Genomic DNA, 22,682 nt, shown 5'->3' on the forward strand with positions numbered 1-22,682 from the left:
CTGGCCAATCTGTTCAATCTGCTCGGCTACCGCAATAGCAAGACCGACGACTTCAAGGAGAGCAATTTCGGCGTGGCTTCCGGCCCCGGCAATATCGACGGCGACGGCCCGGCCGACAAGGTGCGCGCGCCGCGCGCGGCGAACCAGGACCAGCCATGGCGCTATGTTCGCACCGTGCCGTATCCCAGCCTGTATCTGCATCCGCCGATGCAGCGCCAGGCCTCGCCGGCGGTGGGCGGCAGCCCTTATCTGGGCGTGGGCGGCCTGCTGCAGATCGAGCTGGCCTGGCTGGACTTGTTCGGCAACCGCATCCTCAGCGATCTGGACGCGCCGCCGGCCAAGGCCAAGGCATACAACTTCCCGCCGCAGCTGACCGGCTACACCGACAGCGTGCTGGGCATCGGCCAATGGCCGTCGCTGGCCAACGACTACCAGTTCGCCACCCTGCCGGACGGCAAGGCGGGGCTCAAGGTGGCGCTGGCCTTTGATCAGCAACCCTATCTGGACGCGGCCAAGGCGCTGGACGCCGGCGGGCGGCAGCGCATCGAACAGGCGATCGCCATCTACGCCAAGATCTTGTATCAGTTGCAAGACCCCAACGGCCTCGCCATCGAACTGAGCAGCAGCGTCTGCCCCGACGCGGCATCCTTGCTGGAACCGACGCAGCAGGCGGCGCTGCTCAATTGGGCGGTGGACATCTATGCCTGGCTCAACAGCCTGCTGCCCAGCGGCAGCGGCAGCCATCGCGAGCGCGCCGCCGGCTTCCAGCCGCTGCTGGAGCTGAGCGTGCCGCTGCCCGCCGGCCAGATCAACGACGAGCAGATCTTCCGCCTGAACGCCAGCCTGACGCTGAGCCGCCGGCCGCAGCTGGTCAGCGGCGAACTGGCGGCGGTGTCCGGCGTGGCAGAGGCCGGCACGCTGCTGTCGCCGTCCACCGGCCCGCTGCAAGGCGACCAGGCCGCGGCCGGCGCGCAGCGCGATCTCAAGCAATTCGCCGCCAGTTTCGAGCAAGCGCTGTCCACCCCGCAGGGGCCGCGCTATCAAGTGGCCACCGGCACCGATCGCGACGCCTTCGCCGGCGGTTCCGGCATGACGCTGTGGGCGGTGCAGCTGGGACGCGACGCCACGCAAGCCATCTCCTACCGCGTGCTCAATCCGGGGCAGCCCAAGCAGTACGCGCCCAGGCCGGTGTCCAATCAGCTGGCGTCCAAGCAGAACGCGGCCATCATTCCCTATCACACCGGCAAGGTGATCAGCCTGCAGGACCCGGTCCAGCCGCGCGCCTTCACCGACGTGGATCTGGATCAATGGCTGCAGTCCTCGCTGGCGCGCATCGACCAATTGCTGTCGCCGGCCTATGTCGCGCCGGCGCAGATCCTGCGCAGCCTGACCGGCAACGATGCGATGCAGGGATTGCTGGACGCCAAGGAAGCGCTGGCCCAGGCGCTGAAGAGCGCGATGATTCCGGTGTTCCGCGACGAAACCGCGGACGACAAGGAATTGGCGGCGATCCGCGAAGCGTTCTTCCAGCGCATGCTGGGCACGCTCAGCGAATTCTACGCGGTGCGCGCCGGCATCCAGTTCCAGGCCGAGGTCAATGCGGAGATTCAGCTGTCGGGCGCGGAACTGACGCCGCGGCTGTACGGCAATATCGTGGGCCGTCCGGGCGGAGACAAGATCGGCGGGCAGGGCAATCTGTCGCTGACCGCGCCCAAGCTGGGGCTGAAACTGGCCGGCGACGGCGGCGGCAATACCCGCGCGCTGAGTTTCCTGCTCTCCAGCGCCGGACTGGAGGCCAAGAAGGTGGACCTGGACCTGGTGTTCGAAGGACAGAACATCGAACACCAGATCGGTGCGCTGGCCGGCATCCGCGGTTATCAGCCGTCGTCCTGGCTCAGTTTCGTGGCCGATACCGCCGGCGAGGGCTGGCCGCTGCGGCAGGCGCTGGGCGCGTTCAGCACGCCCATCGTGCTGCGCGCCTTCCCGGAAACCCCGGCCTTGACCCTGCAGGAAGCGGTGGCCAATGCCGATATCGCCTGCCCATGCCGGCCGCCCGAGAGCGCGGTCGCGCCGGCGCGGGCATGGGCCGTCGGCGATCCGGCTTGCAGCCGGCCCGGCGATTACAATCCCTTGGCTGCGCTGAGCCGCTGGAACTACCGGCTGCGTTATGCCTTGCAACGTCACTTCGAGCAGGACGCGATCAACGGCCAGATCGATTTCAACCTGGGCGGCCAGGCCGGCCTGAAAGCGCTGGCGCTCAGCCGCGATCTGTTCGACAACCTGGCGGAAATGACCCAGGTCTTCCCGCAGGTGGTGGCGGATCTGAACCGCTACCTGCTGCCGCTGGACATCGACAGCCAGGACCCGGCCCAGATAGAAAACGCCGAGGCGGCGCTGCTGTCCGCCGGCGCGATGGTGGGGTGGCTGGCGGACAGCGCCGGCGGTTCCGGCCTGCTGCAAGCGAATAGCCGGCTATTGGCGCAGGCGGAGCCGGTGCGCTTCGTCATCGAGGAGGACGCGGTGGAGCGCGTCAATCCTGGCGGTGGCAAAGTGAGCGCGCTGCGGGTGACGCTGACGCTGGAACAGGCGCTGCCCGAGCGCGTCGGCCAGCCCTTCGTGCAAGTGGAGCCGGAGCGTTACGAGTGCGAGCCGGAGGAGGGCGAAGGCCTGAGCCGCGCCTTCACCTATCGCCAGCGCGACACCGGCATGTATCTGCCCGCGTCCGAGGGCAAGGGCATCGCCGCGCGCATGGTGGTGTTGCCGGACCTGGACATTCTGGAGCGGCAGGACGCCAATGCCCAGGTCTTCCTGCGGCGCAACGAGGAATTGGTGCCCGGCAAGCCGACGGCCGAGCCTTTCGTCTACCAGACGCCGACGGTATCGCTGTCCGCGCCGCTGCGGCCCACCGTGGATTCTGACCAGCCGGTGAATATGGCGGCCATCTACGCCCAGGGCGCGGATCAGCCGGTGAGCCGCTCGCTGGAATGCCAGCTTGGCTTGTTCTACCAGGCCTTGTTCGGCCATGCCGGCAGCGACAGCGCCATCCTCAGCCTGACGGCCTACTATGAATACCGGCTGAACAATGCGCTGACCAAGGTGCGTCTGCCGGTCTATCTGATGCCGCCGACCAAGGCGGCCTTGCGGGAGGGGGGCGCCGGCCTGCCGCTGGCCGACATCGTCGCCTTGCAGGCCCAGGGTTGCGTGGATTGGTTCGCCGCGCATGGTCCGGAGCGGAAAGACGGCGGCTTGTGGTTCGATCTGACCGTCAGCTCCAATCTGACCGAGCAGGCGCAACCCTTGCTGCGCTTGCGCAATGTGTTCCTGGAGCTGGCGAACATCGAGCCGCCCTTGGCTTGAGCCGCGCCTCACGGTCTGCCGCTGGCGGCAGACCGTGAAGCTTCCCGGATTGATGCGCGCGCTCGCGGCGGCGGGGGTGCGCAATGGTTATTTGCTTAGACATAAGGATTCCGTCTTTGCTGATAGCCAATCGGTATAATGGCCGTTCCCCGTTGGAGAACGCGTCGTGTACAAGCATCTGGAAGATTTCGTCGGCCACACCCCGCTGGTCAGACTCAAGCGCCTGCCCGGCGTCACCAGCAACACCGTGCTGGTCAAGCTGGAAGGCAATAACCCGGCGGGTTCGGTCAAGGACCGGCCGGCGTTGTCCATGATCCGCCGCGCGGAACAGCGCGGCGAGATCCGGCCGGGCGACACCCTGATCGAGCCCACCAGCGGCAACACCGGCATCGCGTTGGCGATGGCGGCGGCGATGATGGGTTACAAGATGATCCTGATCATGCCGGAGAACTCCAGCGCCGAACGGGTGCAGGCGATGCGCGCCTATGGCGCGGAAGTGATCCTGACGCCCAAGGAAGCCTCCATGCCCGGCTCCATCGACCTGGCGCGCAATATGGAAGCCGCCGGCCAGGGCCGCATCCTCGATCAATTCTCCAATCCGGACAATCCGCTGGCCCATTATGAAAGCACCGGGCCGGAAATCTGGCAGGACACCGCGGGCGGCATCACCCACTTTGTGTCCAGCATGGGCACCACCGGCACCATCATGGGCACCAGCCGCTATCTGAAGCAGCAAAACCCGGCGATCCAGATCGTGGGCGTGCATCCGGAGCCGGGCAGCCAGATCGCCGGCATCCGCAAATGGGAAGATCCCTACGTGCCCAAGATCTGCGATTTCTCGCAGCTGGACGATTTGCAGCATGTCAGCCAGCAGGAAGCGGAGGACATGGCGCGGCAACTGGCGCGCGAGGAGGGCATCCTGGCCGGGCCTTCGTCCGGTGGCGCGCTGGCGGTGGCGCTGCGCCTGTCGCGCCAGCTGGAAAACGCGGTCATCGTGTCCATCGTCTGCGACCGCGGCGATCGTTACCTGTCCACCGGCCTGTTCGGCTGAGCATCTGTCGATGACGCGCCGGAACGCAGCGTTCGCGTTTTGGCGCTGGCGTGCGGCGCATCATGCAGTTAGCATCTGGAGTCCACTATCCCAGTCACGGAGGCTCCCATGCTGCTGCACGTCGATTCCCGCTTCCTCAGCCCTTATGCGCTGTCCGCCTTCGTCGCCCTGAAAGAAAAGGGGCTGACTTTCGAGCTTTCGACCGTCCGCCTGGAAGCGCAGGCCAATCTGGCCGTCGACTACCGTCGCCAGTCGCTGACCGCCCGCGTGCCCATGCTGGAAGACGGTGAGTTCCATCTCAGTGAATCCTCGGCCATTGCCGAATACCTGGAAGACGCTTATCCCGAACGCGCGCGCCTGTATCCGCAAGAGCTGCGCCCGCGCGCCCGCGCGCGCCAGCTGCAAGCGTGGCTGCGCAGCGACCTGATGGCGCTGCGCGAAGACCGCAACACCGAAGTGGTGTTCCTGCGCCCGGCGACGGGCACGCTGGCGCCGGAAGCGCGCCAGGCGGCCGGCAAGCTGATCGCCGCGGTCGAGCAACTGCTGCCGGCCGATGGCGGCGACTTGTTCGGCGCCTGGTGTCTGGCCGACACCGATCTCGCCTTGATGCTGAAACGGCTGCAATACGACGATGTGCTGCCGCCGCGCTTGGCCGCCTACGCCGAGCGCCAATGGCGGCGGCCGGCGGTGCAGGACTGGCTGGAGCTGGGACGGCGGGCGGCGTCGGCGTGACCGGCCGAGGCCTCGCCAGGGAAGGCCGTTGAGCAGGGGCGGGGCCAGGCCCCGCCTCGGCCTCAGCGGTGGATGTCGTGAGCGACGAAGGGACGGTCCGGCGATGGCATCGCCAGCCAGTCCGGATGGCGCAGCGTGCGGCACATGTCCTGATAGCCGCTGGCCCAGTGCATGCGCATGGTCTGAGCGCCGAATTGATAGTCCTTGTGGTGGTTTTCGTACTCCTTGTCCTGGTAGATCAGGTGTATCACCTTCAATAGCCGGCCGCAGGCCAGTTCCCGCGCGCGCAGATAGGCCGGGTGCTCGCGCTGCGCCTCCGGGATCAACTCCATCAATTGCCGCAGCAGGCCGCGGTAGTTCTGCTCCCGTTTCATCATGTCGGTGATCTGGCGGGTGCGGCTGGAGTACTGGATATCCTTCTGCCGCATCGTGATCGCCTTCATGTCCGTGGGCGGCTCGCCCTTGGCGCTCCATAGATCAACCTGGAAGATCAGCGAGTTCTTGCGCGGCTCGGTGGCCAGCACCTGCTGCAAGGGGGTGTTGGACACCAGGCCGCCGTCCCAGTAGTACTCGCCGTCTATCTCCACCGCCGGGAAGCCGGGCGGCAGCGCGCCGGAAGCCATGAAATGCTCGGGCCGCAGCCGTTGATGGGTATTGTCGAAATAGACGAAGTTGCCGTTGTGCAGATTGACCGCGCCCACCGACACCCGCATCTGATTGCTGTCGTTGATGCGGTCGAAATCCGCGAACCGCTCCAGCGTGCTCTTCAAGGGCGCGGTGTCGTAGACGCTGCAATTGGTCGGCAAGCGCACGGATGCGGGCCACCAGGGCCGCGGCTGGTAGAAGCCGTTCTGGCCCTCGGTCATTGCCCGCCACGCCTCCCAGTCCGACGCCAGCTCGTTCAGCTCCGTTGGCCAGGAACGGTTGTCCAGATGGCTGAACGGGCTGGGCGGCAGCATCGGCGGACGGCAGATGGTTTCCCAGAACGCGCGCAACTGCTCCACCCGCCGTTCCGGCGGATTGCCGGCGATGATGGCGGCGTTGAGCGCGCCTATGGAAATGCCGGCCACCCAGTTGGGGTGCAGATCGGCCTCGGCCAGGCCCTGGTAGACGCCGGGCTGGTAGGAGCCCAGCGCGCCGCCGCCCTGCAGCACCAGCGCCAGCACCTGGTAGCGATGATCGGGCGGCAGGCTGCGGCTCTGGTACAGGCCGTCGGCGTGCGGGCAGGCCGGGTTGTGCCGCGTCGTCATTGCATATACCAGCCGTGGCTGACGATGACGGATTGGCCGGTCAGCGCCGCGCTGGGGAAGGCGGCCAGGAACAGCGCGGTCTGGGCCACGTCTTCCACCGTGGTGAACACGCCGTCCACGGTATTGCCCAGCATCACATGCTTGACCACGTCCTCCTCGCTGATGCCCAATTCCTTGGCCTGCTCCGGAATCTGCTTTTCCACCAGCGGCGTGCGCACGAAGCCGGGGCAGATCACATGGGCGCGCACATTGTATTCCGCGCCTTCCTTGGCCAGCACCCGGCACAGGCCCAGCAGCGCGTGCTTGGCGGTGACATAGGCGGACTTGAGCTTGGATGCTTCATGGGAATGCACCGATCCCATATAGATCACCGTGCCGCCGCGCTTGTCCTTGTACATATGCGGCAGCGCCGCCTTGGTGGTGAGAAAGGCGCCGTCGACGTGGATGGCCTGCATTTTCTTCCAGTCGGAGAACTTGTAATCCACCAGCGGGTTGACGATCTGGATGCCGGCATTGGAAATCAGGATGTCCAGCGCGCCCAGCGCATCCACCGCCGCCTGGGTGCCGGCGTTGACGGATTCCTCATTGGTCACGTCCATCGCCACGCCCACCGCCTTGCCGCCGGCGGCCTGGATTTCCGCCGCCGTCGCCTGCGCCGCCGCCAGGTTGATGTCGGCGATGGCCACCGCCGCGCCGGCCCGGGCGTAGGTTTCCGCGATGGCCTTGCCTATGCCGCTGGCCGCGCCGGTGATCAAGGCCACTTTGCCGTTCAATTGCATGCTGCTCTCCTTCGTTGTCGAGTGGGGACGTGCCGCCGAGCGGCGTAGAGCCGGTTTACGATCCCGCGAGCCGCGCCGCGTATCGTAAACCGCTTCAATTCAGGTAATCGAATTCCACCTCGCCCAGGCCCAGGGTCAGGTCGGCGATGATGTGGCGCGCTTCCACCACTTCCAGCACCGGCAGCTCCGCCACCGGGGCCAGCGCGTGCGGAAACAGCGCCAGCGCGGCCGGGCCGCTCCAGACGCCGTGCACGGTCACGTCCTTCAGGTAGAAACGCACCAGTTCGCAGATGCGGGCGCTGCCGTCCACGTGCGGGATGATCTTTAGCAGGAAGTTGGGGGTGTTGATCATGGAGCGCTGCTGCGCGCTGGCATCCAGGACCTGGTGCTTATAGCCCATGGTGGCGGTGGCCACCCGCACCGGGCCGTAGTCCAGCTCGCCCACCAGGGTATCGGTATGCACTTGCAGGCGCGGGCAGGCCAGTTTCTTGGGAAAGCCCCACAGCTCGCGGCCGCCGGCGATGGGCGGATGGTCGTTCAGATACATCGCATGGGTGTAGTTGCCGGCCACGCCGCCCAGCAGCACCGGAATCACCTGGCCGCTTTCGGTGTAGTCGCCAAAGCCGGTGGAATCCGGCATGCGGATGAATTCGAAGTTCACCAGGTCCGAGGCCGGTTGCAATGGCTCCGGCACTACCTCGCGCAGCTTGGCCGGGTCGGTGCGGTAAGTGATGATGAAGAATTCGCGGTTGGTGAAGCGGTAGGGACCGCGGGGGAAGGCGGGGTTGGTCAGCGGCATGGCGAAGGCCTGCTCGCGGATGGCGTCGATGTTCATACGTGCTTACGCTCCCTGGATGGCAATGGGTCGCGCCCGGGATGGGCGCGACCGTGCTGCTGAAGGAGCCCGCCGTCAGCAGGGGCGGGCATGAGTGCATCTGGCTTTGATGGTACAGGGAAAGAGTTCGTTACCGGTGGCTTGGTTCCGTGTCAACTGTCACTTGGAGTGGAACGGCGGCGCGGGCCGCGACGTCGCGGCGGTTTGGCGGCCGGGCGGCGTGCGTTGAGCATGGCCGCCAGCACGAAGCCATCGACAAGATCGCTGGCGAGCAGCATCGCCTGTTCCAGGCAGTCGAAGAACCCCACCCAAAAGCCCTTGGCGGCGCTGGCGTCGGCGTAGTCGATGTCGGACGCGATCAGCCCTAGCAGGCCGTTGCCGGCGTGTTGCGGACAGTCGTGCAGCAGGCGCAGCAGATGGGCGGCGTATTCGCGGCCCATTTCGCAGGCTTCGCCGTAATCCTGGATCGGCGGCACTTGCCAGCAGTGGATGCGCGCGCGCTGCGGCAGCCGGCGGACAAAGGGCAATACGGTGAGCGAGGGCAGGGCGGAGTATCGGGAGGACAGAGATTGGGACATAACGGCTCCTTGCTGAAGCTGATTATGGCCACCTCCGCGCTTGCGAAGACGCGGGAGTGGGCGAGAGGTTCGCAACACGTAGCAAGCCGTGCCCCGCACCTCGCGGTAGCGGGACTCTCGCCCATTGGGAAACGCTGGGCGTGACGAGTCCGCGCTTCTCAGGATGCGCGGGGGACTGCTTGCTATTTGGTGTTGCGAGCACCAGCCCGGGACTGTAATGGCGGGGCTGGCGGGTGTCAAGGCGCGGCCGGCAAAGCGGCGGCGCGCCGTGCTATGCTGTCACGGTTGCGGCGGATGAGCCGCGGCCCGCCACCGTGCCGGCGGAGTCGGCACTTGTGTTTTGGATATACCGTATGAGCAAAAGCATCATTTCCGACATGGATGGAGTGATCTATCGGGGCAAGCAACTGATTCCGGGCGCGCGCGATTTCGTCAACCGCCTGACGCAGGAGGGCACGCCCTTCCTGTTCCTGACCAATAACGCGGAGCAGACGCCGCTGGATTTGCGCTTGAAGCTGGAGAGCCTGGGCATCAGCGGCGTGACGGAAGACAACTTCATCACCAGCGCGATGGCGACGGCGATGTTTTTGCGCAGCCAGACGCGCAAGGCGATGCCCACCGCCTATGTGGTGGGCGGCGCCGGCCTGATCAACGAGTTGTACAACGTCGGTTTTTCCATTTCCGAATCCCACCCCGATTACGTGGTGGTGGCCAAGTCGCAAACCTTCAGCTTTGAGCAGATCAAGAAGGCGGTGCGCTTCATCGACCAGGGCGCCAAGTTCATCGGCACCAATCCGGACATGATAGATCCGATCGAGGGCGGCGGTTACGAGCCGGCCGCCGGCACGCTGCTGGCCGCCATCGAGGCCGCCACCGGCAAGAAGCCCTATATCGTGGGCAAGCCTAACTCGCTGATGATGATGCTGGCCACCCGCAAGCTGGGCGTGCATCCGGAGGAGGCGGTGATGATAGGCGACCGCATGGACACCGACATCGTCGGCGGCATCGAGGCCGGCATGGGCACCGCGCTGGTGTTGTCCGGGGTGTCGTCGCGCGAGTCCATGGAGCAGTTTCCCTATCAGCCGGATTATGTGTTCGAGAGCGTGGCGGAGATCGATCCGCAAGCCTTGTAGGACCTTGCCGGCCAAGCCGCTTGCAAATGAAGACAGGGCCGTCCCAGTGGGGCGGCCCTGTTCGTTTCCGGCCGTCACGGCGTCTGGCGCCAGCCTTCCCTTTTCTCCACCATGAAGTCCATGAAGGCGCGGACCTTGGCCGGCATCTGCTCGCGCGAGGGCAGATAGAGATAGAAGCCGGCGAAGGGCTTGCACCATGGGCGCAGCACGCGTTGCAGCGCGCCGCTTTGCAGCTGCGCGCGCACGGCGATTTCGATGTGCTGCATCAGGCCTATGCCCTGCAGCGCGGCGCGCATCATGCTGTCGTCGTCATTGGTGGTGTAATTGCCGATGGGCTCGACGACGAAGTCGCCGCCCTCGGTGTCCGGCGGCGAGAATTCCCATTGATAGATGGCGCCGCTGCTGGTGTGGCGGTAGCGCAGACAGTTGTGGCGCGTCAGTTCCGCCGGGCTCTGCGGCAGGTCGTGGCGCGCGAAGTAGTCCGGCGTGGCCACCACCGCCATTTCCAGCGGCGGGGTGATGGGCACCGCGGTCATGTGCTCGGCCAGACTTTGGCCCAGGCGGATGCCGGCGTCGCAGCCCTCGGCGATGATGTTGGCGAAGCCGTCGTTCATCACCAGTTCCAGTTGCAGCTTGGGGTGGCGCGCCAGCAGTTCCGGCAGGTGCGGTTCCACCAGCACCTTGGCGGCAAAGCGCGAGGTGTTGACCCGCAGCAGCCCGCTGGGCTCGGCCTTGGCTTCGCCCACGGTGCGCACCGCGCCGTTTATCGATTGCAGCGCGTCTTGCAGCACGGCGAACAGGCGCTGGCCTTCCTCGGTCAGCGACATGTCGCGGGTGGTGCGATAGAGCAGCTTCACGTTCAGCCGCCGTTCCAGGTTTTTCAGGTTTTGCGACAGCGCGGCGCGGGAAACGCCCATTTCCGCGGCGGCGCGGGTGAAGCTGCGATGCTCGGCCACGCGGCAGAACCAGGCTAGCGAAGGCAGCAGCGAAGGGTCCATGCTCTGGCCTTGAATTGTAAACTTGAGCTTAGCACTGTAGTCCGTTTTGTGTTCTTGTTCAATGCTAATCAACTGCCTACCATGCACTGACAAAGCGTAGCCGTCTTTGCCGCTGCCGTGCTTCCAAGCGACGCTGAGCTGAGCCGCGGCCCGCATTTTTCATTTTCAGGTTTTTTCATAGCGAGCATTGGACATGAGCATAAGCATCAAGGCGGTGACTTACCGCAACCTGGGCTGGGATTCCGCCGCCGATCTGTATCTGCCGCCCGGTTTCGATCCGGCGCGGCGTTATCCGGCGCTGGTCAGCACTCATCCCATCGGCAGTTGCAAGGAGCAGACATCGGGCAAGGTCTATGCCCGCGGACTGGCGGCCGAGGGCTTCGTGGTGCTGGCTTTCGACGCCAGCTTCCAGGGCGCCAGCGGCGGCGAGCCGCGTTTCATCGAGGACCCGGCGCTGCGGGTGTCCGATATCCGCTTCGCCATCGATTACCTGCAGTCGCTGCCCTATGTGGACGCCGGCCGCATCGGCGCGATCGGCATCTGCGGCGGCGGCGGTTATGCGGTGCACGCGGCGATGACGGATTACCGCATCAAGGCGCTGGCTGCCATCACCGGGGTGAATTTCGGCCGGCTGATGCGGGAGGGCTTCAGCCAGTTCGATCCGGTCGGCGCGCTGGAGGCGATGGCCGGCCAACGCGCGGCGGAAGCGCAGGGCGCGGCGCGCCATCTGATCTCCTATCTGCCCGCCTCGGTGGCGGAGGCCCGCCAGGCCGGCATCACCGACATCGATGTGCTGGAGGCCACCGACTATTACAAGACGCCGCGCGGCCAGCAGCCCAACGGCGCCGGCAGCGGCCTGCTGTCCTTCAATGGCGCGGCGATGGCCTGGGATGCCTTCCAGCATGCCGAGCGGCTGTTGACGCAGCCGCTGATGGTGGTGATGGGCGACAAGCCGGGCGGCTTCGGCGCGTATCGCGACGGCTGGGACATCTATGGCCGCGCGGCGTCGCCGGTCAAGCAGATGGTGTTGGTCGAGGGCTGCTCGCACTACGATCTGTACGATCAGCCGGAACCGGTGGCGCAGGCCTTGGCGCGGCTGGTGCCGTTCTTCCATGAACATCTGCCCGAGCGGCAGGCCTGAATCCGGCATGGCTTCCCGGCGCCGGCCGGGCGGCCAGGCCCGTTTCATGCGGCGGCAATGCCGCTCGACGCGGCCACGCCCATGGCGCCGGTCGGCGCCGGGCGCGGCTAAGAGCCTGTTTACGATCTGCTGCGCTTCGGCGATACGACGTTGGAAATGACCTCAGAATGCTCATGTACCGTATGTACATTCCGCTTCTTCGGTCATTTCCGCCTTGCCTCGCTCTTGCTCGCGAGATCGTAAACAGGCTCTAAGAGCCTGTTCAAGGCCTGCTGCGCGTCGGCGCGATGTTGAACAGGTTTAAGACCGTTCGGCCTGTTCCCGTGCCGCCGCTTCCCGCAGCTTGTCCTTCTTGCTCTTGCGTTTGCCCTTGATGCCGCCATTGCCGTCGTTGGCCGGCACGGCCGTTTCCGGCGCGGCGGCCTTGGGCTCGAAACCGGCGATGCGCTCGCGCGGTAGCCGCAAGCGCTGGCGTTTTTCTATCAATTGGAAATGCGCGGCGCAATCGGCGCTGACGAAGCTGATGGCCTCGCCGCTGGCGCCGGCGCGGCCGGTGCGGCCGATGCGGTGGGTGTAATCCACCGGCGAGCGCGGCAGGTCGTAGTTGACCACGGCCGGCAGGCGGGCGATGTCGATGCCGCGCGCGGCCACGTCGGTGGCCACCAGGACTTGCAGGCGGCCGGACTTGAGATCGGCCAGTACCTGGCCGCGCTGTCCCTGGCTGCAATCCCCATGCAGCGCGGCGGCGCGGATGCCGGCGGCCTGCAGTTTGCCGGCCACCCGGTCGGCGCTATGTCGGCTGGCCACGAAGACCAGCACGCGCTCCCAGCCATGGGTGTGCAGCAGATGGCGCAGCAGCAGGGTGCGTTGCGCCGCGTCCACCTCGATCACGCGCTGGCGGATGTCCGGCGCGGCGGCGTCGCTTGGCGTGATGTCGATGCGCTGCGGCTGATTCAGCAGTTGTTCCGCCAGCGCGCGCACCGCGGGCGGGAAGGTGGCGGAGAACAGCAGGTTCTGGCGGTAGGGCGGCAACAAGGCCAGCACGCGGCTCAGTTCGTCGGCGAAGCCGAGGTCGAGCAGGCGGTCGGCTTCGTCCAGCACCAGGGTTTTGACGGCGGAAAGCCGCAGCGCATTGTGCGCCAGCAGGTCCAGCAGCCGGCCGGGCGTGGCCGCGACGATGTCGGCGCCGCCGCGCAGGGCCATCATTTGCGGATTGATGGAGACGCCGCCGAAAACCACGGCGATCTTGGGCCGGCGCGGCAGGTCCTGAGCCAGTTGGCGCAGGGTGTCGCCCACTTGCGCCGCCAGTTCCCGCGTGGGAAGCAGGATCAGCGTGTGCGTCTGGCGCGGCGCGGCCTGGCTGCCCGTCAGCCATTGCTGCAGCAGCGGCAGGCAGTAAGCCGCGGTTTTGCCGGAGCCGGTTTGCGCGGTGGCAAGCACATCGTGGCCTTGCAGGATGGCGGGGACGGCGGCGAGCTGGACGGCGGTGGGGGCCAGATAGCCTTGAGCGCTGGCGGCCTGGGCCAGCGCGGGCGACAGGCCCAGTGAGGTGAAGGACATGGGGAGGCTTGACGGCTAGGGTGCTTGAAGCGGCAGGAGTATCGGCGCTGTCCGCCGCCCGGTCAAGCGGGGCGTGGCGGCGGCGCAACGCGTGTTGCGCAGCGGGAAGTTCCGTTTGCGGGTACTATCTGGGCTCGCTATCAAGTTAAAGTCATACGCACATGCAAACAGAAGTCAAAGAGAAACCCCGCTATGCCCTGGTGGCCTCGGTGCAATTGCCCGATGTCAGCGATATCGAGTTCGAGGCCTCGCTCACCGAATTGAGCGAGCTGGCCAAGACCCTGGGCTTCCAAGTGGTGGGGACCTTTGTGCAAAAGCGTAACAGCTTCGACCGCACCGCCTATATGGGCGTGGGCAAGCTGGAGGAAATCAGCATGTTCGTCAATCGCGGCCTGCGCAATGACGAACTGGATGACGCGCCGCCGGTTCTGGACGCCGGCACGGTGGAGATCGACGCCCTGCTGGTGGACCACGAAATCTCGCCGTCGCAAGCACGCAATCTGGAGCTGGCGGTCGGCTGCGAGGTGATGGACCGCACCATGGTCATCCTGGAGATCTTCCACCGCAACGCGCGCTCGCGCGCGGCGCGGGCCCAGGTGGAAATCGCGCGTTTGGGTTATATGGCGCCGCGCTTGCGCGAGGCGGCCAAGCTGGCCGGCCCGCAAGGCCGGCAGCGCAGCGGCATGGGCGGACGCGGCGCCGGCGAATCGCATACCGAGCTGGACCGGCGCAAGGTGCGCGACCGCATCGCCGAGCTGCAGCGCGAAATCGTCGCGATGGAGTTGGAGCGCAAGACTCAGCGCGCGCGCCGGCTTGAGCGCCAGGGGCAGGGCCTGGGCGGGGTGTCGCTGGTGGGCTACACCAATGCCGGCAAGTCCACGCTGATGCGCGCCTTGACCGGCAGCGAGGTGCTGGTGGCGAATAAATTGTTCGCCACCCTGGACACCACGGTGCGCGCCATCTACCCGGAAAGCGTGCCGCGGGTGCTGGTCAGCGATACCGTCGGTTTCATCAAGAACCTGCCTCACGGTCTGGTGGCTTCGTTCAAGTCCACGCTGGAAGAGGCGCTGGACGCGGCCTTGCTGCTGCACGTGATCGACGCCAGCGATCCGGGCTTCCAGCGCCAACTGGAAGTGACCGATGAGGTGCTGCAGGAAATCGGCGCCGACGACGTGCCGCGCATCCGGGTATTCAACAAGATAGACCATGTCGGCGACGCGGCCGCGCAGGCGGCTTGGACCGCCGAGTTGCGGCAGCGCTATCCGGACTGCGTGGTGATGAGCGCGCGCCGTCCCGAGGAAGTGGCCGAGCTGCGCGCGCAGATCGTTGCCTTTTTCCAGCGCGATCTGGAGGAGGGCGAGCTGCTGCTGCCGTGGTCGGCGCAGCAACTGCGCGGCGAGATCTACAGCCATTGCCAGGTGCTGGAAGAACGCGCGGAAGAAGAGGGCAGCTGGTTCCGCGTGCGCGGCGAGCCGGAGAAGCTGCGCAGCTTGCGCGAGCAGTTGAACCCCGGCTCTCAGGGCCGGGAAAAGGAATACTGGGAAGTCTGAACCAGGGCGCACCGGGCCTGGGCTCTGAGAACCGGTTTACGATCTGCTGCGCGTCGGCGGGATGGATAGAGATGGGCGTTGAAACCAAGCTCAAAATGCTCATGTACCAGGTGTACATTCCGCTCTTCGCTCGTTTGCGCCTTGTCTCGCTCTAGCTCGCGAGATCGTAAACAGGTCCCGAGCCCGGGCCTTTTTCATTTCAAGCGAGCGAGAGGCGGATGTGAGGATTGTCGAAGTCGAACTGCCGTTCCGGCAAAACCCGCAATGCCATGTCGTGACCCTGCATCAGCGGGATCAGGCCATGGCGGTGTTCGATTGTTGGGATGACGATGCCGACATCGCGCCGGGCGTGTTGGGCTGCGTGCGTTTCTACGGGGTGCTCGCGGTCAAGGTTGAGCGCCACAGCACGCCGCTGATCCCGGACGAGCTGGAATTCGGCTCGTCCCTCTACCAAGTGCTGGAGTCGGATTGGCTGCGCGCGCACTTGCAAGCGGTGCGGGCGTGGACGCATGAAGGCCAGGATGCCGGCCGTTATCGCCATTATCTGGTGAACAGCCACGACCACCAGCTGGCGGTGCTGTGCACCGGCTACGACGCGCAACTGCGCCAGGCGCGGCTGGCCGACATCATCGGCGATTTCGAGCTTGGCTGAACGCGCCGGCTTCCGGCCGCAATCCTCTTGAGGCTGCAATGGATTTATTGAATCGGATCGCCCGCAACACATTCTTGTTGGACTTGTTTCCTTCCGGCCTGGAACAGCCCTTGTTCTTGGGGCAAATCAGCCTGGACGTGGGCGGGCGGTTGAGTTTCAAGTTGCACACCCGGCAGCGGCCGGCGATGGAGGTCCGGAAATGGGGCCAGTGGGAGCGGGACTACAATACCATCGTGATCAAGCTGTTCGCCCACGCCGGCGCCGACATCCGGATCTCCAACTGGCGCGAGGCGCGTTATTGCGCGCTGCAACTGGAGGTGGACGGAGAAACATTGCGCCTGAAGCAGGCCAGCGGCGCTTTCTCGCTGGAGCTTGCCTTGTCCCATCTGCTGTTCCAGGAGTGCTCGGTCTATATGGACGGCGCGGATGAGGAGGTCGCCGATGTCTGAGGCCCTGGTGTTTTATGCTGAGATCCCCTTGTCCAACCAGGGATTCAACAAGTGGCTGGCCCGGCCGATGGCTATCGATGGCCAGGCGGGCTGCAGCGTGCTCGACGCCTTGGCCGATTACCTGGCGCAGTGCTGCGACCCCGTCGCCGGGAATGCGCTGTTGTGCCGCTACCAGCGCGCAGACAAGACCCTGCAGTTCGCCGCCTGTCTGCGGGATGGCTCCAGCCGGCAGAGCCGCGATGACGCGAGCTTCCTGAAGCGATTGTGGCAGGAGCTTGTCTCTTGCCGCGGCAAGGCGGGCAAGCCTGGTGCGGTTGCGGACGCCATCGTGGACTGGTCCGAAGCGGGGCCGGGCGATGCCGGCGATCCGGCCTGGTTCCGCGAGTGGTTGCAGGCCATGCCGCTGCTGGGCGCGCCGGACAGCCAGGGCCGCTGGCTGGACCGCGAGATACTGCGCGCGCTGGCCGCCATCGACGCCGTCGCCAACGCCAGCCCTGAGCACCCGGCCAGGATAGGCTGCTTGTATACCGATGGCGTTCAGGTCTACGCCGATGTGGCCGGGAAAACCATCATGGTGGACGATGCGGAGGCAGCTGGTGGTCAAAGAATGGAATTCAGCCCGGCGCTCAGCTATGTGCTGGAAGGAGCCCAGCCCCGCTCCATGCGGGCGCTGAGCGACAGCTACTACACCGACGGCAATATCCTGTGGCACTGCAATATCTTCGCCGGTAACGCGCCGCAGGCGCTGGCGTATTGCGAGGGCCAAGCTCCCAGGCTTTATAAATTCGTAGATTCCTCGGTGGATGCGCTGATCGTGTTGGGCGACATGGCCTGGAGCGCGGCGATGGACGACAGCAAGCCGCCGCACGAGAGGTACTATGTCAAGTCCGTGGCCATCGATGGTCAGTCGTTTGCCCGGGTGGCCGGCGGCAACGACTTCCAGGACCGCTTCAGGCGCTATCGCTTCGACGAGCGCCGCGGCTTGCTGCCCTTGAACCCGCTTGAGGCGTGAGCGGCCAAGCGGGTCCTTGTCACGCGACAAGCGTTCCGCCAGTGAAGCCCGCATCTGCGTATAATCCCCGGCATGTTCTGGGCCGCGGGCGCGGCGCACGCATGATATTCCGCCGGGCCGCGAATAGTCGCGGACCGTGATTTCCTGTTTTCTATAATTTCGTAATACCGCAATTCCCAATGATCATTCTGAAAAACGTGGTGCTGCGTCGCGGCACCAAAGTCTTGCTGGACGGCGCGACAGTCAATATCAATCCCGGTGAAAAAGTGGGCCTGGTAGGACGCAACGGCGCGGGCAAGTCCTCGCTGTTCGCGGTATTGAACGGCAATCTGCATGAAGACGGCGGCGATTTCTCCATCCCCAGCCAATGGCGGATGGCGCAAGTGGCGCAGGACATGCCCGAGACTTCGCAGACCGCCACCGAGTTCGTGGTGGAGGGCGATACCGTCCTGCTGGCGGCGCGGCGCGAAGTGGCCGAAGCCGAGGCGGGCGAGGACTATATGCGCATGGCGCATGCCTATACCGCGTTGAACGACGCCGGCGAGCATGATGCGCCGGCGCGGGCGCAGGCGCTGATCCTGGGCCTGGGCTTCAGCGTGGCCGAGCTGCAACGGCCGGTGAACAGCTTCTCCGGCGGCTGGCGCATGCGTCTGCAACTGGCGCGCGCGCTGATGTGCCCGTCCGACCTGTTGCTGCTGGACGAGCCGACCAACCACCTGGACCTGGACGCGCTGGTGTGGCTGGAGGCCTGGCTCAAGCAGTACGCCGGCACCATGGTGGCGATCAGCCATGACCGTGAATTCCTGGACGCGGTGACCGATGTCACCCTGCACATCGATCACGGCAAGCTGGTGCGCTACGGCGGCAATTACAGCAAATTCGAGGACATGCGCGCGGAACAGCTGATTCTGCAGCAGGCGGTGCTGGCCAAGCAGCAGGAGAAGATGGCGCACCTGCAAAAGTTCATCGACCGCTTCAAGGCCAAGGCCAGCAAGGCCAAGCAGGCGCAAAGCCGCGTCAAGGCGCTGGAACGGATGGAGAAGATCGCGCCGGTGCTGACCGAAGCCGACTTCCAGTTCGGCTTCAAGGAGCCGAGCAGCCTGCCCAACCCGATGCTGACCATGTCGCAGGCTTCCTTCGGCTATCCGGCGGCGGAGGGAGCGGCGGAAGGCGCGCCGCCCACCGTGATCGTCAAGGGCGTGAACCGCTCGGTGCTGGCCGGGCAGCGCATCGGCATCCTGGGCGCCAACGGCCAGGGCAAGTCCACGCTGGTGAAAACGGTGGCCGAGGCGCTGGCGGCCACCGGCGGCGAGATCATCCGCGGCAAGGGTTTGAACATCGGTTACTTCTCGCAGCAGGAGCTGGACGTGCTGCGGCCGGAAGACGATCCGCTGCAGCATATGCTGCGCCTGGCGCGCGAAACGCCGGCGCAGCTGCGTCCGCCGGCCAACGATTGCCGCGAGCAGGGCCTGCGCAACTTCCTGGGCACCTTCAATTTCAGCGGCGACATGGTCAAGCAGGCGGTGGGCAGCATGAGCGGCGGCGAGAAGGCGCGGCTGGTGTTGTGCATGATAGTCTGGCTGCGCCCCAATCTATTGCTGCTGGACGAACCGACCAACCACCTGGACCTGGCCACGCGCGAGGCGCTGAGCGTGGCGCTGAACGAGTTCGAGGGTTCGGTGATGCTGGTCAGCCACGATCGCGCGCAGCTGCGCGCGGTCTGCGACGAGTTTTGGCTGGTGTCGCGCGGCGGCGTCAGCGACTTTGACGGCGATCTGGACGACTACCAGGTGTATTTGCTGGAAGAAGCCAAGCGCCGGCGCGAAGAGGCGGCCGGCAAGCGCTAAGAACCTGTTTACGATCTCGCGAGCCAAGGCGAGACAAGGCGGAAACGAGCGAAAAAGCGGAATGTACTCGTGGTACATGAGCATTTTGAGCTTGGTTTCAACGCCGTATCGCCGAAGCGCAGCAGACTTTGAACAGGTTCTAAGACTCGCAAACAGAACCAACTTCTGCGTAAGGCCGGCGTTGTTGCATCACTGGCGCCATGGCGAATGCGCGTGGCAGCGATCTCACAGATTTGCTGCCGCTCCGCTACGTTTTTCGGGAGGAGGTCAGGGGCTCACCGCGCTCCGTCCGCGCCAGCTCAATGATGGCCCGGATCGCGGCCCTGGCCTGCGGGCTGTTGTGCCAGCAACTGGAGCCCATCATGTCCGCGATCTGGCGTGTCAGCAGCGCCGGGTCCTGATCCGCCAGTTGCGGCAATGAAGTAAAGCCTATTTGTTCCAATCTGGAAACGACGGTGGCGCCGACGCCTTTCAACGCCACCATCTTGTCTTTTTCTGCGGTGCTGAAACCCATTTTTCCTCCTGTCTTGCTGATGAGCAGGGCAACAGCATACACCTCCCGCGCCGGGGTCCTGCCATGGGGCGGTCGCGCGCCTTGCTGTTGTCGCCTGTGAAATAGGGCAGGCTGAGCGCGATGCCGCCGCAAACACCAATGGCATCGCATGGGTTAGCATTTAAGGATGTCCGCATTGGGGTGCGGGTGTTAGGAATGAGGTCGGGCAAAAGCGTCGGCGAGCGCGGCGGACCTCAATCTGGGGAGTGATGCACAATGATGAAGACGAAACATTGCCGTCATTGCGGCCATGTGAGCGGCGCCGCACCGCGCAGCCGGCAAGCGCCGCCAGGCGTGTGCCCGGAATGCCGGACGCCTTATCAGGAAATGTATCCGCGGCCACTGCCGAGGCGCGAGCCGGCGCAGCCCTCGCCACTGTCCTGGGTCCATGTCGGCGTGCTGTTTGCCGCCATGCTGGCGGGAGGCATTTGGCTGACGTGTTCGGTGTGGCCCAGTCAGCATCAGGCCGCGGCCAAGAACGAGGAGGAGTTGAAGGCCATTGCCGGCGTGGTTCTGCCGGATGCGATCCAGCCTGCAGGCGAGTTGTGCGGAGCCCAGGCTTTCGCCGGCGGCGCTTTCTGCCGCTGGGCACCGGAACTGGCAAAAGTGGGTCGTCGGGCGGCGCTGGCCCGCGATTGCATGGAAGTGACTTCCGTGCGCTTGCATCCGGGCAGCAAGACCCCGGAGCGGCCCGATTTCGCGGTCAGCTGCCGCAACGCCGCCGGCGAGCTGATGCAGATGGGCTTCAATGAAGACGATCTGAACTAGTCGAGGCAGCTGGTTTCTCTATTCGCAAACGCTATCGGTCAAACGGCTGGCTGCTGGCTCAACTCAGCAGCCAGCCCAGCAACAAGCCACCGAACAACAGCCATTTCAGCGCGTAATAGCCAAGGCGGCTCTGCGCCTTGATGCGCTTGCCGAACAAGCGCACCGCCTGCACATAGCGGAACAGGCGGTTGAGCGCGCCGGTGCGGTCGCCTTCCTGATTGGGGGAACTGGCTGCGCCCAGCAGCGGGCGGCTGATCTGGCGGTTGCACCAGGCGGCGAGCCGGAAGCGCATCGGTCGCTCGATATCGCAGAACAGGATGATGCGCTGATGCTTGGTGGCGTTCTCCGCATAGTGCAGATAGGTTTCGTCGAACAACACCGCCTCGCCGTCGCGCCAGCTGTAGCGTTCGCCGTCCACCTCGATGTAACAGGCCTCGCTCTGCGGCGTGGACAAACCCAGGTGGAAACGCACCGAGCCGGCGAAGGGATCGCGGTGGCGCACCAGTCGGCCGCCCGGCGGCAGGCTGGCGAACATCGCCGCCTTGATCGAGGGAATGCCTTGCAGCAGCGCGGTGGTCTCGGGGCACAGCTTGGCCGCGGATGGGTGCGGCTGGTCGTACCACTTGAGGTAGAAGCGTTTCCAGCCGGATTTGAAGAAGGAATTGAAGCCCAGGTCGTCATAACGGTCGGACGCCTTGATCGCGCCGTCGTTGGACAGGGCCAGCGCCTCGGTGCGGATGCGCTGCCAGTTATCGTTCAGCGTTTGCAGTTCGGGAAAACTTTGCAGTGGTAGGTAGGGGCGGGCTGGCAGGGTGGAGAACAGGTAGCAGAAGCAGTTGATCGGCGCCATGAAGGTGGAGTGATCGGTCAGTTGTCGCCAGAAACCCAGGCGCTGGCGGCCGCGAAAGTGGATGTAGACAGTGCAGAGCGCAAAGATCAGCACAATGGAGATTTTGAAATAGGGCATGCCGGAACAATCTCGATGTTTCACGAAGATGGCTTCAATTTCATGCAATTCGGCGGTTGGGGGCGACTGGCCATTGGTCTAGTCGACAGCGCCGGCGGTGTAAAACGGCCTTGGGGACCGTCTGTTGATTTGAGCGCCCGCGTCAGTGGAAGTCAAGTCGGCGCGTGTCGCCTGCTTGAAGGTTTGTGTCATGTTTCTGGCATTGGGCGAGGCCGTACTGTCTGTAGAATGATTTGCCGCCCGCGGGCGGACATGCAACCACCCACCCAAGAGCCGCCCACCATGCAAGCCCAAGCTATCGCCGCCGCCGCGCCGGCGCAAGAAAACCTGGAGCCGATCTGGCTCAACGCCAGACAAGGCCAACTGGCCCGCGCCGTCGTGATGGCGCGCCCGTGCGACTTCGCCTTCAACGAACAGACCGGCGCCGACAATGTATTCCAGCATCGGCTGCAACTGCCTGCCGCCGAGGTCACCGCGCTGGCGCTGGCCGAATTCGACGCGATGGCGCAGCGCCTGCGCAATCATGGCGTCGAAGTGCTGGTGCTGGAGAAAAGCCCGGACGGCTACCCGACGCCGGACGCGGTGTTTCCCAATAACTGGTTCAGCACCAGCGTGGATGGCAGCCTGCACGTTTATCCTATGCATACCTTGAACCGGCGCCGCGAGCGGCGGGTGGAGGAGCTATGCCAACTGCTGCTGAGCCATGGCTACGAGGTGGAGCAAGTCGTGTGGGCCGGCCCGCCGCAGGAAGAAGATCTGATATTGGAGGGCACCGGGGTGATGGTGTTCGATCATCCACGCAAGCGGGTGTACGCGGCGCGCTCGCAGCGTTGCCATCCAAGCGCGCTCTACCGTTACGCGCGCCGACGCGGCCTGGAAGCGGTGCATTTGTTCGATACCGTGGACAGCCGCGGTGTGCCCATCTACCACACCAATGTGATGATGAGCGTGGGCGAAGGCTTCGCGGTGATTTGCTCCGAGAGCCTGCACCGGCCGGAGCAGCGGCGGCAAGTGCTGAGCGCGCTGAGCGAGCATCACGAGGTGATAGACATCAGCCTGGCCCAGGTGGAGCGCAGCTTCTGCGGCAATATCCTGCAATTGCGCGGCGCTGGCGGCCAGCCGCTGATCGCGATGTCGGAACAGGCGTGGAACGGCTTCACGTCGGCGCAGCAAAGAGTGTTGGAGCGGCACGGCCAGCCGGTGGTCAACCCCATTCCCACCATAGAGGCGGTGGGCGGTGGTAGTTGTCGCTGCATGCTGGCCGAGCTGTTCCTGCCGCGCATTCGCTAGCGGTTGTCCCGGCAAGGGCCGGGAACGCGTTCCGTCTCGGGGCGTTCGGGAGAAACTCGTTAGAACCTGTTCAAAGTCTGCTGCGCTTCGGTGATACGGCGTTAAAAACAAGCTAAAAATGCTCATGTACCATGTGTACATTCCGCTTTTTCGCTCGTTTTCGCCTTGTCTCGCTCTTGC

20 protein-coding genes are annotated in these 22,682 nt (G+C 65.1%); 12 read left to right on the top strand and 8 right to left on the bottom strand.

All coding sequences use genetic code 11. The annotated features are described in order from the left end of the window. The 3 genes from LQT98_RS13235 to yfcF all read left to right on the top strand — a co-directional run. On the top strand, positions 1 to 3,357 hold a 3,357-nt coding region (locus LQT98_RS13235; RefSeq protein WP_231462751.1), incomplete at its 5' end, for a hypothetical protein. Between the two features lie 166 nt (positions 3,358 to 3,523). Beyond that, complete coding sequence (gene cysM / locus LQT98_RS13240; RefSeq protein ID WP_048410902.1) at positions 3,524 to 4,408, top strand: cysteine synthase CysM; 885 nt, start codon at positions 3,524 to 3,526, stop codon at positions 4,406 to 4,408. Between the two features lie 108 nt (positions 4,409 to 4,516). Beyond that, the gene (gene yfcF / locus LQT98_RS13245) at positions 4,517 to 5,140 is read left to right on the top strand and encodes a glutathione transferase (RefSeq protein ID WP_231462752.1); all 624 of its coding nucleotides are present in this window, start codon (positions 4,517 to 4,519) and stop codon (positions 5,138 to 5,140) included. Positions 5,141 to 5,202: 62 nt separating this feature from the next. Here yfcF and LQT98_RS13250 read toward each other — a convergent pair whose 3' ends face one another. The 4 genes from LQT98_RS13250 to LQT98_RS13265 all read right to left on the bottom strand — a co-directional run bounded on the left by LQT98_RS13250 (position 5,203) and on the right by LQT98_RS13265 (position 8,582). Further along, entirely contained in the window at positions 5,203 to 6,390 is a 1,188-nt protein-coding gene (locus LQT98_RS13250; RefSeq protein ID WP_048410904.1) for a DUF3734 domain-containing protein, read from the bottom strand. Beyond that, positions 6,387 to 7,169: a 3-hydroxybutyrate dehydrogenase gene (locus LQT98_RS13255; protein WP_048410905.1), complete on the bottom strand. Its 783-nt coding sequence runs from the start codon at positions 7,167 to 7,169 to the stop codon at positions 6,387 to 6,389. Before LQT98_RS13255 ends, LQT98_RS13250 begins: the two co-directional genes overlap by 4 nt. 94 nt (positions 7,170 to 7,263) lie before the next feature. Continuing rightward, positions 7,264 to 8,004: an acetoacetate decarboxylase gene (locus LQT98_RS13260; protein WP_048410906.1), complete on the bottom strand. Its 741-nt coding sequence runs from the start codon at positions 8,002 to 8,004 to the stop codon at positions 7,264 to 7,266. A 152-nt stretch (positions 8,005 to 8,156) separates the two neighbouring features. Further along, the gene (locus LQT98_RS13265; RefSeq protein ID WP_231462753.1) at positions 8,157 to 8,582 is read right to left on the bottom strand and encodes a hypothetical protein; all 426 of its coding nucleotides are present in this window, start codon (positions 8,580 to 8,582) and stop codon (positions 8,157 to 8,159) included. Between the two features lie 353 nt (positions 8,583 to 8,935). On the opposite strand from LQT98_RS13265, the gene LQT98_RS13270 reads away from it, so the two are divergent. Further along, on the top strand, positions 8,936 to 9,715 hold the full coding sequence (locus tag LQT98_RS13270) for an HAD-IIA family hydrolase (RefSeq protein ID WP_231462754.1): 780 nt from the start codon (positions 8,936 to 8,938) through the stop codon (positions 9,713 to 9,715). A 74-nt stretch (positions 9,716 to 9,789) separates the two neighbouring features. Here the strand turns inward: LQT98_RS13270 and LQT98_RS13275 are convergent, their stop codons facing one another. After that, on the bottom strand, positions 9,790 to 10,713 hold the full coding sequence (locus LQT98_RS13275; RefSeq protein WP_231462756.1) for a LysR family transcriptional regulator: 924 nt from the start codon (positions 10,711 to 10,713) through the stop codon (positions 9,790 to 9,792). A gap of 193 nt (positions 10,714 to 10,906) precedes the next feature. On the opposite strand from LQT98_RS13275, the gene LQT98_RS13280 reads away from it, so the two are divergent. After that, positions 10,907 to 11,854, top strand: coding sequence for an alpha/beta hydrolase (locus tag LQT98_RS13280; protein ID WP_231462757.1), 948 nt, complete (start codon positions 10,907 to 10,909; stop codon positions 11,852 to 11,854). A gap of 300 nt (positions 11,855 to 12,154) precedes the next feature. Here LQT98_RS13280 and LQT98_RS13285 read toward each other — a convergent pair whose 3' ends face one another. Continuing rightward, positions 12,155 to 13,414: a DEAD/DEAH box helicase gene (locus tag LQT98_RS13285; RefSeq protein ID WP_231462758.1), complete on the bottom strand. Its 1,260-nt coding sequence runs from the start codon at positions 13,412 to 13,414 to the stop codon at positions 12,155 to 12,157. Positions 13,415 to 13,575: 161 nt separating this feature from the next. On the opposite strand from LQT98_RS13285, the gene hflX reads away from it, so the two are divergent. The 5 genes from hflX (at position 13,576) to LQT98_RS13310 (ending at position 18,924) form a co-directional block, all read left to right on the top strand. Then, positions 13,576 to 14,964, top strand: coding sequence for a GTPase HflX (gene hflX / locus LQT98_RS13290; RefSeq protein ID WP_231462759.1), 1,389 nt, complete (start codon positions 13,576 to 13,578; stop codon positions 14,962 to 14,964). Positions 14,965 to 15,184: 220 nt separating this feature from the next. Further along, entirely contained in the window at positions 15,185 to 15,616 is a 432-nt protein-coding gene (locus LQT98_RS13295; protein WP_231462760.1) for a hypothetical protein, read from the top strand. A 38-nt stretch (positions 15,617 to 15,654) separates the two neighbouring features. Next, positions 15,655 to 16,065 (top strand): immunity 50 family protein, encoded by a 411-nt coding sequence (locus LQT98_RS13300; protein WP_231462761.1) that lies wholly within the window; start codon positions 15,655 to 15,657, stop codon positions 16,063 to 16,065. After that, positions 16,058 to 17,077 (top strand): hypothetical protein, encoded by a 1,020-nt coding sequence (locus LQT98_RS13305; protein WP_231462762.1) that lies wholly within the window; start codon positions 16,058 to 16,060, stop codon positions 17,075 to 17,077. The genes LQT98_RS13300 and LQT98_RS13305 overlap by 8 nt, the downstream gene beginning before the upstream one ends. 179 nt (positions 17,078 to 17,256) lie before the next feature. Next, complete coding sequence (locus LQT98_RS13310; protein ID WP_231462764.1) at positions 17,257 to 18,924, top strand: ABC-F family ATP-binding cassette domain-containing protein; 1,668 nt, start codon at positions 17,257 to 17,259, stop codon at positions 18,922 to 18,924. Positions 18,925 to 19,171: 247 nt separating this feature from the next. Here LQT98_RS13310 and LQT98_RS13315 read toward each other — a convergent pair whose 3' ends face one another. Next, complete coding sequence (locus tag LQT98_RS13315) at positions 19,172 to 19,438, bottom strand: hypothetical protein (RefSeq protein ID WP_113194596.1); 267 nt, start codon at positions 19,436 to 19,438, stop codon at positions 19,172 to 19,174. A 255-nt stretch (positions 19,439 to 19,693) separates the two neighbouring features. Between LQT98_RS13315 and LQT98_RS13320 the strand changes: the two genes are divergently transcribed. Further along, positions 19,694 to 20,245 (top strand): hypothetical protein, encoded by a 552-nt coding sequence (locus LQT98_RS13320; RefSeq protein ID WP_231462766.1) that lies wholly within the window; start codon positions 19,694 to 19,696, stop codon positions 20,243 to 20,245. A gap of 58 nt (positions 20,246 to 20,303) precedes the next feature. Here the strand turns inward: LQT98_RS13320 and LQT98_RS13325 are convergent, their stop codons facing one another. Continuing rightward, on the bottom strand, positions 20,304 to 21,212 hold the full coding sequence (locus LQT98_RS13325; RefSeq protein WP_231462768.1) for an aspartyl/asparaginyl beta-hydroxylase domain-containing protein: 909 nt from the start codon (positions 21,210 to 21,212) through the stop codon (positions 20,304 to 20,306). A 282-nt stretch (positions 21,213 to 21,494) separates the two neighbouring features. Between LQT98_RS13325 and LQT98_RS13330 the strand changes: the two genes are divergently transcribed. Beyond that, positions 21,495 to 22,502, top strand: coding sequence for an arginine deiminase-related protein (locus tag LQT98_RS13330; protein WP_231462769.1), 1,008 nt, complete (start codon positions 21,495 to 21,497; stop codon positions 22,500 to 22,502). Positions 22,503 to 22,682 lie beyond the last annotated feature (180 nt).

The sequence above is a fragment of the Chromobacterium aquaticum genome (assembly GCF_021129195.1).
Classification (GTDB): domain Bacteria; phylum Pseudomonadota; class Gammaproteobacteria; order Burkholderiales; family Chromobacteriaceae; genus Chromobacterium; species Chromobacterium aquaticum.